Source organism: Pseudomonas sp. 1D4, from assembly GCF_001728925.1.
In the GTDB taxonomy this organism is placed as follows: Bacteria; Pseudomonadota; Gammaproteobacteria; order Pseudomonadales; family Pseudomonadaceae; genus Metapseudomonas; species Metapseudomonas otitidis.
On record NZ_LXJQ01000003.1, the window covers coordinates 1 to 14,182 of the forward strand.

Genomic DNA, 14,182 nt, shown 5'->3' on the forward strand with positions numbered 1-14,182 from the left:
AGGGCACCACGCTGGCCGGCAGTTCCCCCAGCGCGCGCTGGGCATGGCCGGGCATGGGCTGGGTGTCGGTCAGCTCGCTCATGCGCTTGATGAACAGGCCCGCCGCCAGCAGCAGGCCGACACCCACCGCCAGCACCATGTCGAACAGCACCGTCAGCACCAGGCACACCAGCAGCACCACCACGTCGTTGCGCGGGGCGATGCGCAGGGTGTGCAGCACATGGCGCGCCTCGCTCATGTTCCACGCCACCATCACCAGCAGCGCGGCAAGGGCGGCCATCGGCAGGTAGCTGAACAGCGGGGCGAGCAGCAGCATGGCGGTCAGCACCACCCCGGCATGGATGATCGCCGCCAGCGGCGAGAAGGCTCCGGCCCGGACGTTGGCCGCCGTGCGGGCGATGGCGGCGGTGGCGGTGATGCCGCCGAACAGCGGCGCCACCAGGTTGCCCAGGCCCTGGCCAACCAGCTCGGCATTGGGGTCGTGCCGGGTACCGGCCATGCCGTCGGCCACCACAGCGCAGAGCAGGGATTCGATGGCGCCGAGCATGGCGATGGCGAAGGCCGGCGCGAGCAACTGGCGGATCAGTTCGAAGGACAGCCGCAGCGGCTGGCCATCGGCACCGGGCAGATTCCACGGCCAGGCGAAGTCCGGCAGGAAGGGCGGGATGCCGGGGTGGCTCACGCCGTCCAGGGTGTAGCTGAAACGCTCGCCCAGGGTTGCCACCTGCAGGCCGAGGGTGTCCAGCAGCAGGCCCAGCAGGGCGCCCACCGCCAGGGCCACCAGGTGCCCCGGCACTTTGGGCACGACGCGCGGCCAGACCAGCAGCACCGCCAGGCACACCATCGCCACCAGGGTGTCGCCCAGGTGCGCACCGGGCAGTGCCAGGGCCAGCAGCTCCACCTGCTCCAGGTAGTGCTGCGGCGTGTGCGGCAGGCTCAGGCCGAACAGGTCCTTCACCTGCAGGGTGGCGATGACGATGCCGATGCCGGCGGTGAAGCCGAGGATCACCGGGTAAGGGATGAACTGGATCAGCCGACCGAGCCGGCCCAGGCCCATGGCCAGGAGGATCAGCCCGGCCATCAGCGTGCACAGCAGCAGGCCACCGAGACCGTACTGCTGGGTGATCGGCAGCAGGATCACCACGAAGGCGGCCGTGGGGCCGGAGATGTTGAAGCGCGAGCCGCCGCTGAGGGCGATCAGCGGCGCCGCCACCAGCACGGTGTAGAGCCCGTGCTGCGGCGCCACGCCGACGGCGATGGCCAGGGCCATGGCCAGGGGGATGGCGATGATGCCGACGGTGACCCCGGCAGTGAGGTCGTTGCGCAGGCTCTGCCACGAGTAACCCGCACGCAGGGTCTGGCGCAGGGCGGCGAACAGCGGCACGTTGGGCGTCATGGTGGCTCCTCGGCTGAAGGCCGGATTATAGGGCGGTCACCACTGAGCGGTGTTGACCTGGCGGCTTGCGTCAGGGAAGCGACAGCCCCTAGAGTGCCCCGCTCGACCCAGCCGGGAGTTGCCGATGTCTCGCCGTACCCGCTTTGCCTGTGCCCTGCTGCTGCTGACCAGCCTGCCGCTGGCCGCCGCACCGGCTCCGACCGCTCCCGCCGCTCTGCCCCACGCCGGCTTCCTGCCGCCCGACGATGCCGGGCTGCGCAGCGAACAGCCGGAGCAGCAGGTGCTGCTGCAGGTGGTGGACTTCAGCGTCACCCTCGGCAACCAGCGCCAGTCCAGCCAGCAGCCGATCCCGATCACCACGCCGACCCTGGTCAAGCTGCGCGCCAAACCGGTGAGCAAGGCGGCCAAGGCCGGTGACCTGAGCACGGTGCTGATCCACTTCGAGGCGGACGGCAAGAGCCTGAAGAAGGCCGCCTACGACGCCACGTCGCGCACCCTCACGCTGAACTACCCGCTGTCCCGGTACCGCCCGGTGCTCGACCTGCTGCGCAACGGCGGGTCGATCTACTGCCAGTTCCTCAGCTACCCCAACGGCCACGTGTGGGCCGACCTGCACCTGGGGCCGGTGCGGGTGCGTTGAGCCCCGGCCCGGCCCGGGGGTACACTGCCGGCCTCCAACGTGCGGCCAGAGAGAGCGAACGATGCGCAAAGACAAGAAGCAGGTGATTGGCGAAGAGATGAGCGACGACGCGATCAAGCTGTTCCTCGACTTCGAGCCTGCCGATGGCACCCCGCCCTCCCTGCACAAGCTGGTCAAGGCCTACCGTGGCCTGCGTATCGACGACTTCGAGCGTTTCCTCGGTTTCTTCCGCGAAGCGGGCCTGGACTTCGACGCCCGCGACGCTCAGGGCCAGGACTTCATCGCGCTGATCCGCGATCAGCGCCAGGCCGAGCCCTACATCGAAGCCGTCCAGGCGGCCCGTGGCTGACGCGCCACGACCTGTCCACCGGAAACCCGCCCTCGTGCGGGTTTCTGCCTATATGGGCCCCGGAAAAACCGTGACCCAGCACACGAACCCCCGAACCGAACGGAGTGAACCATGACCAGGGACGACGCCCAGCGCCAGTGGCAGCAACAGACCCTCGCCTACGCCCAGGCGATCAACGCCTATGTTGAGCGCGGCCTGCGCGACGGCTGGGACAACGCCGGCAAGGAGCCCAGCGCCGAGGGGCGCGAGGTGCTGGTGCCGCAGTTGCTGGAAGCGCTGCGCGACGCCAACCGCAGTGGGCAGGTGGAGGCACTGCGCGCTGCCTGGCCGCCGGCCCACGAGCCGCTGTTCGAGCACGTCAACGAAGAAGGGCAATGCATCGCCCAACTGGCGTTGCTGGACGACGGTTCGGTGCTCGCCCGCATCGGCGCCACCTGGGAAGCCGGCCGGGTGGTGCGCATCCACGCCGACCGGGTGGAGGAACTGCCGGGGCTGGAGTTCTTCGGTGCCTGCCCGAACCGCCGTTTCCACGCCACCGCCGATGCCGCCGGCGTGGTGGTGCGTGAGGGCTGGGAAGGCCCCGAGGTGCTGCGCTGCGCCTGGCCCCGTGGCACCGAGGACGCCCCGGAGGGCGTGGCGCTGCAACCCATCGAGGGCTATCCCCGGCCGACGCGCCTGCAACCGTTCCCGGATGGCAAGCGTGTGTTGCTGGTGAGTGCCGACGGCATCTTCGTGCTGGCGGCCGACGGCGCTCGGCGCTTGTACCCGGACAACGCGATGCTGCTGGAGTCCGCCGAGCCGGACGAGCCCCAGGGCACCGGCCTGTCCATGGAGCACGGCGCGGTATCGGCGGATGGCCGCTGGATCGCCTTCGGCGCGCAGGACGGGCGGCACCAGTTGTTCGACGGCGAGCTGAACCCCGTGGCCCAGATCGGCCCCCATGGTGAGTACCCGCACTTCGCGCTGTTCAGCGGCGATGGCCGCAGCGTGGCCTTCAATGCCTGCCACTTCTACAACGGCGGCACCATTGCCGTGGACCTGGCGCGCGCGGCGGGCCTGGATTCCGACTACTACGAGGACGTCGAGGGCGTGACCCTGATCGAACCGGGCGCGCGGGTGTATGCCGGGGTGTCCATGGGCGACCGCTTCGTCCTCGGCGATGCCTGTGGCTACCTGCGCTGCGTGGATGCGGCAGGCAATGCGGTGTGGCAGCACTACCTGGGCTCGACCCTGAGCGCCATGGACCTGTCCGCCGACGGCCGCACCCTGGTGGCGGCCAGCTACGCCGGGGTGGTGTCGATCATCGACCTGGAAGCCGGACGCCCGGCGTGGCAGATCGGCACCGGCAATCACCGGGAGCGGCGGCGGTGGCTGTTCTGGAAGAGTGAGGAGCGCCCGTTGGCCTGGTAAGCGGCGGTCGTAACGGAGAGTCGGCATGGCCATGAAGAAACCGCCCATAAAGGGCGGTTTTTTCATTGGCACCCGGCTCAGCCGGCCGAAGCGGTGGCTTCCGGTGCCTGGGCGTCGATCAGGCCGAGGCGGGCGTCGGACTGGCGGCTGATCTGCCGGTACAGTTCGGCGTCGTCCTGCAGCGCCTTTTCACGGGCCGGGAAGATCTCCTTCAGCTTGCTGCTCCACTCGGCAGAGCGGGCCTGTTCACCGAAGCAGCGCTCGATCAGGTTGAGCATGATCGACACGGTGACCGAAGCACCCGGGGAGGCGCCCAGCAGGGCGGCGATGCTGCCGTCCTCGGCCGAGACCAGCTCGGTGCCGAACTGCAGGATGCCGCCTTTCTTGGCGTCCTTCTTGATGATCTGCACGCGCTGGCCGGCGATCTCCAGGCGCCAGTCCGCCGGGTCCAGGTCCGGGTAGAACTTGCGCAGGGCGTCCAGGCGCTGCTCCTGGGACTGCATCACTTCCTTGATCAGGTAGCGGGTCAGGTCCATGTTGTCGCGGGCCACGGCCAGCATCGGGCCGAGGTTGCCGGGACGTACCGAGAGCGGCAGGTCGAGGAAGGAACCGTGCTTGAGGAACTTGGTGGTGAAGCCGGCGTAGGGCCCGAACAGCAGGGACTTCTTGCCGTCCACCACGCGGGTATCCAGGTGTGGCACGGACATCGGCGGGGCGCCCACTTCGGCCTGGCTGTAGACCTTGGCCTGGTGGCGCTTGACCACCTCGGGGTTGTCGCAGCGCAGCCACTGGCCGCTGACCGGGAAACCGCCGAAACCCTTGCCTTCCGGAATGCCGGACATCTGCAGCAGCGGCAGGGCGCCGCCGCCGGCTCCGAGGAAGACGAAGCGTGCGGACACCTCACGGGTGCTGCCGTTCCGGGTGTTGCGGATGCTGACCGACCAGCCGCTGTCGGTGCGCTTCAGGCCGGTGACCTTCTGGAAGTAGCTGACCGCGGTGCCCGGGAGGGTGGTCAGGTAGGCCAGCAGCTTGTTGGTCAGGGCGCCGAAGTTCACGTCGGTGCCGTTTTCGGCACGGGTCGCGGCCACGGCTTCGTCGGCCGGGCGGGCCTGCATCATCAGCGGCATCCACTTGGCCAGGGTCTCGCGGTCTTCGGAATACTCCATGTGCGAGAAGGCGTGGTGCTGGCTGATCACCTCGAAGCGCTTGCGCAGGAACGGGATGTCCTTGCCGCGCACGAAGGACAGGTGCGGAACCGGGTTGATGAAGTCACGGGCGCTGCCGAAGGCCGGCTTCCCGCTCATGTACGCCCAGAACTGCTTGGACACTTCGAACTGGGTGTTGATGAGCACCGCTTTCTTGATGTCGATGGAGCCGTCGGCGGCCTGGGGGGTGTAGTTCAGTTCGCACAGTCCGGCATGGCCGGTACCGGCGTTGTTCCACGGGTTGGAGCTCTCGACGGCACCGGATTCGCGAAGCTCCGCGATTTCCAGCTTGATGCCCGGATCGAGTTCCTTCAGCAGTGCCGCCAGGGTGGCGCTCATGATGCCGGCCCCGACCAGCAACACGTCCACTGCTTCGTTCTCGTTTTGCGCCATTGCTCGCCACTCTCTCGTGAAGTAGTGAAAAACCGTCATCTCACGCTCTTTTGGAGACGTGAACCTCAAAAGAATCGCCTGCCTGGAGGCAGGCCGCTTCCATCGCGCGATGACACGCTACGTCCATGCAAAAGCGTTTGCATATCGGGCGGAAACAGCAGCAGGCCAGCAGTTGGCAGCGCGAATAGTGGGCGGCTCTCTGTGGGGCTGTGTGAAGTGCCGGCGCGAGGCGCGGCGGGTGTTGCGGGGCCCGATCAGGAGTCGACCTTATAATCGGGGGGCGATTGTAGCGGAGAAAACGGGCGTGTTGAGCGTTTCCCGTGACTTTTATTCATCCATCGGTCAGGCCGCCAACGCGCGGGGCCTGCGGGCGTTCCGATCGGTCTGCGGCAGGCGTGCGCGGGCCGGCAGGGGCTGGCCGATCCAGGACGGAGAGGGCTCGTTCACTTCGACCCAATGACCGCACGCCGGGGCCTGGGTGGCCAGGTGCAGGCCACGGCAGATACCGGCTTCGTCCAGCAGGGCGAAGTGGCGGGGTTTGGCGCGGGGTGCCAGCAGGGACCAGAGGGACATCATCGTCGGGCTCTCCTTGGGTTCGGCACAGTTATCCCACTGGGGCGTGACAGGGTCATGACAGGAACCGCACGGTCCCGGGCGCTGTCAGAACGCCATCGGCGTGTGCTCTGTCGGCGGGCCCGCCGGCTCGCTTATACTGCCGGCCTTTCGTTTCCGAACCTGGAGAATCAAGCATGCTGAACCGCGCGTTGCTCGGCCTGCTGGCCGCCCTCAGCCTGACCCTGGTCGGCTGTGCCCTCAGCCCGCAACAACTCAGCCCGCAACCCAAGCTCACCGGCCCGCTGACTCCGGTCGGCCAGGGCCAGCCGGTGGTGGTGCGGGTCGCCGATGGTCGCCCCTCGCCGGTGCTGGGCACCCGTGGCGGCCTGTACGCCGACACCAGCAACGTGACGGTGCAGGGCCAGGACATCCTGCCGCGCCTGCAGGCCGAGGCCGAGGCCGCCGTGCGTCTGCTGGGCTTCACCCCGTCGCCCAACGCCTACAATGCCCCCCAGCTGACCCTGACCCTGGCCGAGCTGAAGTACCAGTCGCCGAAGGAAGGCCTGTACGTGACCGAGGCGGACATCAGCGCCACCTTCCGCGTCGACGTGCAGAACGCCACCCGTCGCTACAGCGGCCGCTACGGTGCTTCGCTGAACCAGCGCTTCGGCACCGCGCCGAATCAGGAGACCAACACCAAGCTGGTGAGCAATGTCCTGAGCGATGCGCTGACCCGCGCCTTCAAGGACCCGACCATCGGCCAACTGCTGCTGCAGTAAGCCTGTCGCCTACGAAAAACCCGGCCTTGAGCCGGGTTTTTTGTGCCTGCGATTCGCGCTAAGCCGGGGTCAGGCACTCGGGGCCGTCCAGCTTCGGGTCGTTGACCAGGGTAGCCAGGGCGCGCTCGCGCAGGGGCGGGGCGGTGCCGTCGAGCAGGGCGTGGATCGTTTCCTGCGGTGCATCGGCGTCCAGCCAGGCGCGCTGGCCGTCGGCATCCAGCACCAGGGGGCGGCGCAGGTCGGCGGCCGGGCGGGTGATCAGGGCCAGGCTGAGGTACTCGGTGTCGCCGACCGGGAAGGGCTCCCAGAGTGCGGCGAAATGCAACAGGGAGGTCTCGCCGCTGACCCAGTAGGGCCGCTTGCGCACCCCGCGCCATTCATAGAAGCCGTTGGCCGGTACCAGGCAGCGGCGGCGGCGCAGGGCGTCGCGGAACATCGGCTGCTCGGCCACCGTCTCGGCCCTGGCGTGGGCGGGGGTGCGCGACAGGTCGGTCAGCCAGGCCGGGGTCAGGCCCCAGCGCGCCAGGTCCAGCCGCTGGCTACCGTCCTGCTGGCGCAGCATCAGCACCTGCATGTTCGGCGCGAGGTTCCAGTGCGGGCGCTGGTCGGCGGGGAAGCCGGGCAGGGCGGCGAAGTCGGGGGACCAGCGGAACAGGGCGAAACGTCCGGACATGGGCTTCTCGGTTCAGCACAACAGGGTGCCGGGGCAGCCTTGCGGCTCGTCTCCGGGCACGGGCGAGGCGGCATTGTACGTGGCGATCAGGCGGCGTGCCTGTTCGGCGTCCGCCTCGTCCACCATCAGCCCCAGCAGTCCGACACCGGGCAGCTCGCCAACGCCGCCCAGCAGGTGGGCTCCGGCCAGGTGGGCAGTGATGCCTTCGCTGGCGAGCATGCCCAGCAGCAGTTGGGCCTCCATCAGGTCGCGGGGTTCGTAGATGCGCTGCATCACTCGTCCTCCCGGCGCACGTCCAGATTCCAGTCAAGCCCGTCGGTGCGCAGCTCGAAGACAATGGGCCGGCAGCACACCGGGCAGTCCTCGATGTACTGCTGGTCGCCGCCGGACAGGTCGAGCAGGGTGTCCACCGCTTCGCCGCAATACGGGCAGTCGTACGCTTGTGTCTCCAGCATGTCGCCATACTCCCCTGTGACTTGAAGGTATAATCGCCGGTCTACTTCTGGCCCCGGATCGCGGGGCGACATCCTTATCCACAGCCGCAGCAGAACAAGAGAACACGATGGGCGAATTCGAAGCCATCCGACCCTATGACGACGCCGAGGTGCCCGCGGTTCTGGCACGCCTGTTCGCCGACCCGGCCTTCATCGGGACGCTCACCCGCTACCGCTTCCCCCGGCTGGCGGGTCCGCTGGGCTGGCTGCTGAGGCCTGTTATAGCCCATCGCCTGCGCCGTGAATTCCAGGGCATCGAGTCCGTGCATGCGCTGCAGGACAAGATCGAGCCCTACGTGGACACCACCATCGAGCGTGCCACCGACGGCGTCACCTACTCCGGGGTGGACCGGCTCAAGGCCGGCGGGGCCTACCTGTTCGTCGCCAACCACCGCGACATCGTGATGGACCCGGCCTTCGTCAACTATGCGGTCTACCACGCCGGCATCCCCACACCGCGCATCGCCATCGGCGACAACCTGCTGCAGAAGCCCTTCGTCAGCGACCTGATGCGCCTGAACAAGAGCTTCATCGTGCACCGCAACCTGGCCGGGCGCCGCGAGAAGCTGGCGGCCTACCAGTTGCTGTCCGCCTACATCAACCATTCGATCCGCGAGGACGGCCAGTCGATCTGGATCGCCCAGGCGGAGGGCCGCGCCAAGGACGGGGATGACCGCACCGATTCGGCGATCCTCAAGATGTTCCACATGAGCCGCAAGGACGAGCCGTTCGCCGACGTGGTCCGCGACCTGCACATCGTTCCGGTGTCCATCAGCTACGAATACGACCCCTGCGACCAGGCCAAGGCCCGCGAGCTGTACATCCGCGCGACCACCGGCGGCTACGAGAAGGCGCCGGGCGAGGATGACGCGAGCATCGCCCTCGGCATCACCGGCTACAAGGGCCGGGTGCACGTGGCCTTCGGTGGCGAGATCGTCGACCAGGCGGTGGATGCCAAGCAACTGGCGGCAGAGATGGACCGGCGCATTCTCACCGGCTACCGGCTGTTCCCGGTGCACTACCTCGCCTACGCGATGTGGGAGGGGCGTGACGAGGCGCTGGGCGTACCGGTGCTGGACAGCCTGTTCGGGGCCGAGGAGATCGCCCGTGCGCGGGCCGAGTGGCAGCGCCGCCTGGACGCCTGCCCCGAGGCGCATCGCCCTTGGCTGGTGCTGCAGTACGCCAACCCGGTGCGCAACCAGTACCGCACCCAGGCGGGTCTGCCGCTCTGAGGGCGAGCAGGCCACAGTAAAACGGCGACCCTTGGGTCGCCGTTTTTCGTTCTGCAGCGCGCTGCGCGGTCAGAGCTGGGTGCTGGCCCAGGAGACGCCGAGGGCCACGGCCAGGGTGAAGCTGCCGAAGGCGTAGAAGAAGCGGTTGATCTTCTGGCTGCGTTCGTCGACCGGGGCGTCCTGCTCCAGTTCTTCCAGATCGCTCTCCACCACCAGGCGGGCCGAGGCGCGTTGCTCGCGCAGCCGGGTGGCCATGAGCAGCCAACTGCCGATGACGGCGAAGAACAGGGCCAGGCCGTTGACCGCCTGGTGCGGGTGGGCCTGGTAGAGGGACCAGAGTGCCTGCAGGGACATCATCAACTCCGCGGCAGGCACAGCCTGCGACTACGACCAGCGGGCCCGGGGCGGGCCACGAAAACGGCGGCGAGTCTAACGGAGGGGCGGGGCGAGGGCGGGGCGTTTCCGACGAAGTGCCGGGCCGTTCATCTTCCGAAAGCCTCCCCGGCCCTGTGGGCCGGGGAGTGGACGATCAGACCTTGAACTGGTTGATCAGCCGGCGTTGCTGCTCGGCCAGCTTGGTCAGCTCGGCGCTGGCGGCGGAGGCTTCGTCGGCACCGCCGGCCACCTCGTTGGCCACCTGGCCGATGTTGGTGACGTTGCGGTTGATGTCCTCTGCCACGGCGCTCTGCTCCTCGGCGGCGCTGGCGATCTGGGTGTTCATGTCGTTGATCACCGATACCGCCTGGGTGATGGACTCCAGCGCCTGGGCTGCCTCGCTGGCGGACTGCACGCTGGTGTCGGTCTTGGTCTGGCTGTCCTGCATGACCCGCACCACGTCGCGCGTGCCCTGCTGGAGCTGCTGGATCATGGTCTGGATTTCCTCGGTGGCCTGCTGGGTCTTCTGCGCCAGGTTGCGCACCTCGTCGGCCACCACGGCGAAGCCGCGGCCCTGCTCGCCGGCCCGGGCGGCCTCGATGGCGGCGTTGAGGGCCAGCAGGTTGGTCTGCTCGGCGATGCCGCGGATGGCCACCAGGATGGCGTTGATGTTCTCGCTGTCCTTGGCCAGGTTCTGCACCACGCCCACGGCGCGGGCGATTTCCTCAGCCAGGGCGCTGATGGCTCCCGTGGTGCTCTGGACGATGCGCTTGCCGTCGTTGGCAGCCTGGTCGGCGTTGTTGGCTGCCTCGGCTGCCAGGGTGGCGTTGCGCGCCACGTCCTGGGCGGTGGCGGTCATCTCGTGGACGGCGGTGGCCACCAGCTCGATCTCGGCCAGTTGCTTCTGCACACCCTGGTTGGTGCGGATGGCGATGTCGGCGGTGTGCTCGGAGGAGTCGCTGACCTTCTGCACCGAGGTCACCACCTGGCTGATCATCGCCTGCAGCTTGGCGAGGAAGGTGTTGAAGCCGTTGGCGATGGCGCCCAGTTCGTCGGCGCGGTCGGAATGCAGGCGGCGGGTGAGGTCGCCCTCGCCCTTGGCGATGTCGTCGAGCATGGCCACCATCTGCCGCAGCGGGCTGGCGATGCCATAGCCGACGAACCAGATGATCACCAGACCGATTGCAGCGATCAGCAGGCCCACCAGGCTCATGCCGAGGATGTCGCTGTCGCGCTGGGCGGTGAGGTCGCCTTCGAGCTTGTGCAGGTCGGCCATCACCGTTTCCAGCGGCAGGTTGAGGCTGAGCATCCAGCGCGACTCGGTGCCGGCGACCTTGAACGGCACCAGCAGGAAGATGCGGCCGTTCTCGCGGTCGATCTCGTAGGCCGGCTGGTCACCGCTGAGGTTGCGCAGGTTGTCGGCGATCACGCTGCCCAGCACCTGGTCCGCCGGCTCGCCCAGCTTGGCGGCATTGGCGGTATAGGCCACCAGGCGCTTGTTGTTGGCCAGCAGGGCCAGCTCGCCGGCGCCGTTGTAGAGCTTCTTGTTGGCCTCGACCAGCAGTTGCTGGATGAAGTCCAGGGACAGGTCCGCACCCACTGAGCCCTTGAACTGGCCGTTGACCAGGATTGGGGCGTTGAAGCTGGAGAGCATCACCATCTTGCCGGCGAACTCGTAGGGGGCCGGGTCCACCACGCAGGGCTTGAGGGTTTCGCGCGGGCACAGGTAGTACTCGCCCTCGCGCACGCCGGTGGGGAGGAGCTTGTCGCTTTCCAGGGTGGCGCCCAGCGGTTCGACCTTCAGCGCGTTGCCGTCGCGGTAGAACCAGGGCATGAAACGCCCGGCCTCGTCATGGCCGGGAAGGCCGATGCTGTCGGCGTCGTTGCCGAAGGCGTTGGGTTGCCAGCCGATGTAGAGGTCGATCAGCCAGGGGGTGCTCGACAGCAGGTGGCGCAGCAGGTTGAGCACCTCCTTGCGGGAGGCTTCGAGGGCCGGGCTGCCGTCCTCGGCAGTCTGCCCCAGCAGGGCGTTGGTCTGGGCGACGGTGGTGGCGATGCTCATGGGCGCTGCCAGCTCGCGCTGGATGTCCGAGACCTGGGCGGCGGCCAGGGACTGCAGGCGGTCGGCGATGGCCTGCTCCAGCAGCGTTTCGGTCCGGGACTGCACCAGCTCCTGGGTCCGGGCGCCGGCGAAGAGGGCGTAGAGCACCAGGGCGACTACCACGGCGAGCACGCTGGCACCGGCCAGGGTGGCTACCGAAAACTGGATCGATCTGAATTTCATGGGAACTCCGTTCGCGTCTTTATTCAGCCAGCGCTGGGTTTATCGGCCGGACCGGGCGGGAGCATGAGCCCGTTGTCACAACAAAAGATAGTCACCTGGCCACCAGTCCGCTTCATGGTTGCCTGGCATCGGTCCGGTCCTTACAGTACCGCGCAGTTCAAGCAGGAGAATGACACGTGGCCAAGCCCCTTATCCTCGGCAGTCTTGCGCTGTCCGTCCTTCTGGCAGGATGCCAGGCCGTGAATACCACCAGCGGCGGCGCCGTCGGTGTCGAGCGCAAGCAGTACATGTTCAGCATGCTGTCTGAGCAGCAGGTGAACCAGATGTACGCCCAGTCCTACCAGGAAACCCTGAACAAGGCGTCCCAGGCCGGTGTGCTGGACAAGAGCAGCGCCAACGCCAAGCGCGTCTCGGCCATTGCCAAGCGGCTGATCGCGCAGGTGTCCGTGTTCCGTCCCGATGCCGCCCAATGGGCCTGGGATGCCAACGTGATCGACAGCGACGAGCTGAACGCCAACTGCGGTCCGGGCGGCAAGATCATCGTCTACAGCGGCCTGATCGATCAGCTCAAGCTCACCGACGATGAGCTGGCGGCGGTGATGGGCCACGAGATCGCCCACGCCCTGCGCGAGCACGGCCGTGAAGCCATGTCCAAGGCCTATGGCGTGCAGATGGCGACCCAGTTGGGTTCGCTGCTGGGGGCAGGCAACGACAGCCTGCAGATGGCCAACACCGGCGTGGAATACCTGATGACGCTGCCCAACAGCCGCGCCAACGAGAACGAGGCCGATCTGATCGGGCTCGAACTGTCCGCCCGCGCCGGCTACAACCCCAACGCGGCCATCAGCCTGTGGCAGAAGATGAGCAAGGCCAGCGAAGGGGCTCCGCCGGAGTTCATGAGCACTCACCCCTCGTCCGGCTCGCGGATTGCCTCGCTGCAGGCGGCGATTCCGAAGGTGATGCCCTTCTACAAGCAAGCCAAGGGCAACTGATCGCTCCATTGGTACCGCCGGCTCGCCGAGTCGGCGGTTTTCCTTGCCTCAGGGCAGCGTCTTTTCCGCAAAGGCGCGGTTGGCCAATCCCAGTTGGGCACGGAAGCTTTCCATGTCGAACATGGTGCACAGCTCCTGCACCTCACCGCGGCTGTTGAAGGTCCAGAAGGCCATGGCCGAGATGCTCAGCACCCGGTCGCTGGGCGGGTAGCCCAGGGCGGGCTTCTGGATGCTGCCGATCAGGGTGCTCCAGGTGAACACCTTGTGACCTTCGGCGATGCATTCCTCCACCACCACTTCCAGATCGGGCATGGCCTCACGGATTTCCTGCACCATCCCGGCGTAGCCGGCGCTGTCCAGCGTCTGCCCGAGGAAGGAGCTCTTGTAGAGGAAATCCTTGCTCTGCAACTGCTCGGCCAGTGCCAGGCGACCCTTGTTCCAGGTGAGGTCGATGTGCTGGCGGACTACACGTTTCAGGTCTTCGATCGACATCCGCTGTCTCCTTCGCCGCTTCTGCAGATCGGCGGAAATCTACCAGTTGCCAACCGCCTGCCATTGGCCGAAACGCCGGAGTTCCGGCGTCAGCCAAGTGGCGAATCAGCTCGCGGTGCTCAGCATCCAGGCCTGCCACGCGGCGTAGACGGCGAGGATGCCGAAAGCCGCGGCCGCGAGACGGCGAATCAGGGCCAGGGGCAGGCGATCAGCGGCGAAGTTGCCTGCCAGCACCACGGGGACGTTGGCGATCAGCATGCCCAGGGTGGTACCGACGACGACCAGCACGAAGTGCGGGTACTGCGCGGCCAGCATCACAGTGGCGACCTGGGTCTTGTCGCCCATCTCGGCGAGGAAGAAGGCGATCAGCGTGGTGAGGAAGGGACCGTATTTCTTCAGGCCGGAGGCTTCGTCGTCGTCCAGCTTGTCCGGCACCAGGGTCCACAGGGCCACGGCGGCGAAGGAGACGGCGAGGACCCAGCTCAGGGTGGCGGGGGAGAAGAAGCCGGCGACCCAGCTACCCACCGCACCGGCCGCGAAGTGGTTGGCCAGGGTGGCGGCGATGATGCCCCAGATGATCGGCCAGGGTTTGCGGAAGCGCGCGGCCAGGAGCAGGGCGAGCAATTGCGTCTTGTCGCCGATCTCGGCCAGGGCAACGATCAGGGTGGGGACGAACAGGGATTCCAGCATCAGGGTTCCTACGGGGGGCGGGTCGACTAATCACCATGACACACGCAACCTGCCCGCCCCGGGTCAGCTTGTGTGTGTCATAGGTCTTGTCAAACCGCTGGCCTGTCTGTGCAGGCTCGGGGTCGTCCGCGCCATGGTCTGTGGACCAAGTGTGTTGACGCGGACCGGGCGAGCAGGGCGCTCGCGGGAGACTACTCCCCTAGGACGGGGCGCATTTTGCACA

Annotated in this window: 16 protein-coding genes, 1 pseudogene and 1 riboswitch; of the genes and pseudogenes, 6 read left to right on the forward strand and 11 right to left on the reverse strand. The window is 67.5% G+C overall.

Annotation, left to right across the window (positions count from 1 at the left end; all coding sequences use genetic code 11):
- The coding region (gene dauA / locus A7D27_RS02150) for a C4-dicarboxylic acid transporter DauA (protein WP_069563954.1) at positions 1–1,396 on the reverse strand (1,396 nt) is incomplete at its 3' end.
- A gap of 124 nt (positions 1,397–1,520) precedes the next feature.
- Between dauA and A7D27_RS02155 the strand changes: the two genes are divergently transcribed.
- The 3 genes from A7D27_RS02155 (at position 1,521) to A7D27_RS02165 (ending at position 3,795) form a co-directional block, all read left to right on the forward strand.
- Entirely contained in the window at positions 1,521–2,036 is a 516-nt protein-coding gene (locus A7D27_RS02155; RefSeq protein ID WP_069563955.1) for a hypothetical protein, read from the forward strand.
- Between the two features lie 61 nt (positions 2,037–2,097).
- Positions 2,098–2,385 (forward strand): PA4642 family protein, encoded by a 288-nt coding sequence (locus A7D27_RS02160; RefSeq protein WP_069562250.1) that lies wholly within the window; start codon positions 2,098–2,100, stop codon positions 2,383–2,385.
- 111 nt (positions 2,386–2,496) lie between these two features.
- The gene (locus A7D27_RS02165; RefSeq protein ID WP_069563956.1) at positions 2,497–3,795 is read left to right on the forward strand and encodes a WD40 repeat domain-containing protein; all 1,299 of its coding nucleotides are present in this window, start codon (positions 2,497–2,499) and stop codon (positions 3,793–3,795) included.
- Between the two features lie 77 nt (positions 3,796–3,872).
- Here the strand turns inward: A7D27_RS02165 and mqo are convergent, their stop codons facing one another.
- A complete protein-coding gene (mqo, locus tag A7D27_RS02170; protein WP_069562252.1) occupies positions 3,873–5,393 on the reverse strand; it encodes a malate dehydrogenase (quinone) in 1,521 nt (506 codons plus the stop codon).
- A 342-nt stretch (positions 5,394–5,735) separates the two neighbouring features.
- Entirely contained in the window at positions 5,736–5,966 is a 231-nt protein-coding gene (locus tag A7D27_RS02175; protein ID WP_069562315.1) for a hypothetical protein, read from the reverse strand.
- A gap of 176 nt (positions 5,967–6,142) precedes the next feature.
- On the opposite strand from A7D27_RS02175, the gene A7D27_RS02180 reads away from it, so the two are divergent.
- A complete protein-coding gene (locus tag A7D27_RS02180) occupies positions 6,143–6,727 on the forward strand; it encodes a YajG family lipoprotein (protein WP_069563957.1) in 585 nt (194 codons plus the stop codon).
- Positions 6,728–6,785: 58 nt separating this feature from the next.
- On the opposite strand, the gene A7D27_RS02185 is transcribed toward A7D27_RS02180, so the two are convergent.
- From A7D27_RS02185 to A7D27_RS02195, 3 genes are read right to left on the reverse strand one after another with little or no spacing between them, the layout of a single operon-like run.
- Complete coding sequence (locus A7D27_RS02185) at positions 6,786–7,400, reverse strand: SOS response-associated peptidase (protein WP_069563958.1); 615 nt, start codon at positions 7,398–7,400, stop codon at positions 6,786–6,788.
- Positions 7,401–7,412: 12 nt separating this feature from the next.
- Positions 7,413–7,673 (reverse strand): DUF2007 domain-containing protein, encoded by a 261-nt coding sequence (locus tag A7D27_RS02190; protein ID WP_069562255.1) that lies wholly within the window; start codon positions 7,671–7,673, stop codon positions 7,413–7,415.
- Positions 7,673–7,855 (reverse strand): CPXCG motif-containing cysteine-rich protein, encoded by a 183-nt coding sequence (locus tag A7D27_RS02195; protein ID WP_069562256.1) that lies wholly within the window; start codon positions 7,853–7,855, stop codon positions 7,673–7,675. The genes A7D27_RS02190 and A7D27_RS02195 overlap by 1 nt, the downstream gene beginning before the upstream one ends.
- A 107-nt stretch (positions 7,856–7,962) precedes the next feature.
- Between A7D27_RS02195 and A7D27_RS02200 the strand changes: the two genes are divergently transcribed.
- Positions 7,963–9,126 (forward strand): 1-acyl-sn-glycerol-3-phosphate acyltransferase, encoded by a 1,164-nt coding sequence (locus tag A7D27_RS02200; protein WP_069563959.1) that lies wholly within the window; start codon positions 7,963–7,965, stop codon positions 9,124–9,126.
- A gap of 69 nt (positions 9,127–9,195) precedes the next feature.
- On the opposite strand, the gene A7D27_RS02205 is transcribed toward A7D27_RS02200, so the two are convergent.
- The 3 genes and pseudogenes from A7D27_RS02205 to A7D27_RS29010 all read right to left on the reverse strand — a co-directional run.
- Positions 9,196–9,480: a hypothetical protein gene (locus A7D27_RS02205; RefSeq protein WP_069562258.1), complete on the reverse strand. Its 285-nt coding sequence runs from the start codon at positions 9,478–9,480 to the stop codon at positions 9,196–9,198.
- A gap of 175 nt (positions 9,481–9,655) precedes the next feature.
- On the reverse strand, positions 9,656–10,498 hold the full coding sequence (locus tag A7D27_RS29005; RefSeq protein ID WP_371320969.1) for a methyl-accepting chemotaxis protein: 843 nt from the start codon (positions 10,496–10,498) through the stop codon (positions 9,656–9,658).
- Positions 10,499–10,510: 12 nt separating this feature from the next.
- Positions 10,511–11,785 (reverse strand): annotated as a pseudogene (locus A7D27_RS29010) (HAMP domain-containing protein); the annotation flags it as partial.
- Between the two features lie 176 nt (positions 11,786–11,961).
- On the opposite strand from A7D27_RS29010, the gene A7D27_RS02215 reads away from it, so the two are divergent.
- Positions 11,962–12,777, forward strand: coding sequence for a M48 family metallopeptidase (locus A7D27_RS02215; RefSeq protein WP_069562260.1), 816 nt, complete (start codon positions 11,962–11,964; stop codon positions 12,775–12,777).
- Between the two features lie 48 nt (positions 12,778–12,825).
- Here the strand turns inward: A7D27_RS02215 and A7D27_RS02220 are convergent, their stop codons facing one another.
- Together A7D27_RS02220 and A7D27_RS02225 are read right to left on the reverse strand one after the other, a co-directional pair.
- Entirely contained in the window at positions 12,826–13,269 is a 444-nt protein-coding gene (locus tag A7D27_RS02220) for a ketosteroid isomerase-related protein (RefSeq protein WP_069563961.1), read from the reverse strand.
- Between the two features lie 105 nt (positions 13,270–13,374).
- Positions 13,375–13,956 carry a TMEM165/GDT1 family protein gene (locus A7D27_RS02225; protein WP_139134041.1) on the reverse strand — a complete coding sequence of 194 codons (582 nt, stop codon included), beginning with the start codon at positions 13,954–13,956 and terminating at the stop codon, positions 13,375–13,377.
- Between the two features lie 20 nt (positions 13,957–13,976).
- Positions 13,977–14,171: riboswitch (yybP-ykoY riboswitch) on the reverse strand.
- Positions 14,172–14,182 lie beyond the last annotated feature (11 nt).

What these genes read in the sequence shown, in the direction of transcription:
- A7D27_RS02155 (WP_069563955.1), top strand. Translation starts at nt 1,521, where the DNA reads ATGTCTCGCCGTACCCGCTTTGCCTGTGCCCTGCTGCTGCTGACCAGC.
- A7D27_RS02160 (WP_069562250.1), top strand. Translation starts at nt 2,098, where the DNA reads ATGCGCAAAGACAAGAAGCAGGTGATTGGCGAAGAGATGAGCGACGAC.
- A7D27_RS02165 (WP_069563956.1), top strand. Translation starts at nt 2,497, where the DNA reads ATGACCAGGGACGACGCCCAGCGCCAGTGGCAGCAACAGACCCTCGCC.
- mqo (WP_069562252.1), bottom strand. Translation starts at nt 5,393, where the DNA reads ATGGCGCAAAACGAGAACGAAGCAGTGGACGTGTTGCTGGTCGGGGCC.
- A7D27_RS02175 (WP_069562315.1), bottom strand. Translation starts at nt 5,966, where the DNA reads ATGTCCCTCTGGTCCCTGCTGGCACCCCGCGCCAAACCCCGCCACTTC.
- A7D27_RS02180 (WP_069563957.1), top strand. Translation starts at nt 6,143, where the DNA reads ATGCTGAACCGCGCGTTGCTCGGCCTGCTGGCCGCCCTCAGCCTGACC.
- A7D27_RS02185 (WP_069563958.1), bottom strand. Translation starts at nt 7,400, where the DNA reads ATGTCCGGACGTTTCGCCCTGTTCCGCTGGTCCCCCGACTTCGCCGCC.
- A7D27_RS02190 (WP_069562255.1), bottom strand. Translation starts at nt 7,673, where the DNA reads ATGCAGCGCATCTACGAACCCCGCGACCTGATGGAGGCCCAACTGCTG.
- A7D27_RS02195 (WP_069562256.1), bottom strand. Translation starts at nt 7,855, where the DNA reads ATGCTGGAGACACAAGCGTACGACTGCCCGTATTGCGGCGAAGCGGTG.
- A7D27_RS02200 (WP_069563959.1), top strand. Translation starts at nt 7,963, where the DNA reads ATGGGCGAATTCGAAGCCATCCGACCCTATGACGACGCCGAGGTGCCC.
- A7D27_RS02205 (WP_069562258.1), bottom strand. Translation starts at nt 9,480, where the DNA reads ATGTCCCTGCAGGCACTCTGGTCCCTCTACCAGGCCCACCCGCACCAG.
- A7D27_RS29005 (WP_371320969.1), bottom strand. Translation starts at nt 10,498, where the DNA reads ATGATCAGCCAGGTGGTGACCTCGGTGCAGAAGGTCAGCGACTCCTCC.
- A7D27_RS02220 (WP_069563961.1), bottom strand. Translation starts at nt 13,269, where the DNA reads ATGTCGATCGAAGACCTGAAACGTGTAGTCCGCCAGCACATCGACCTC.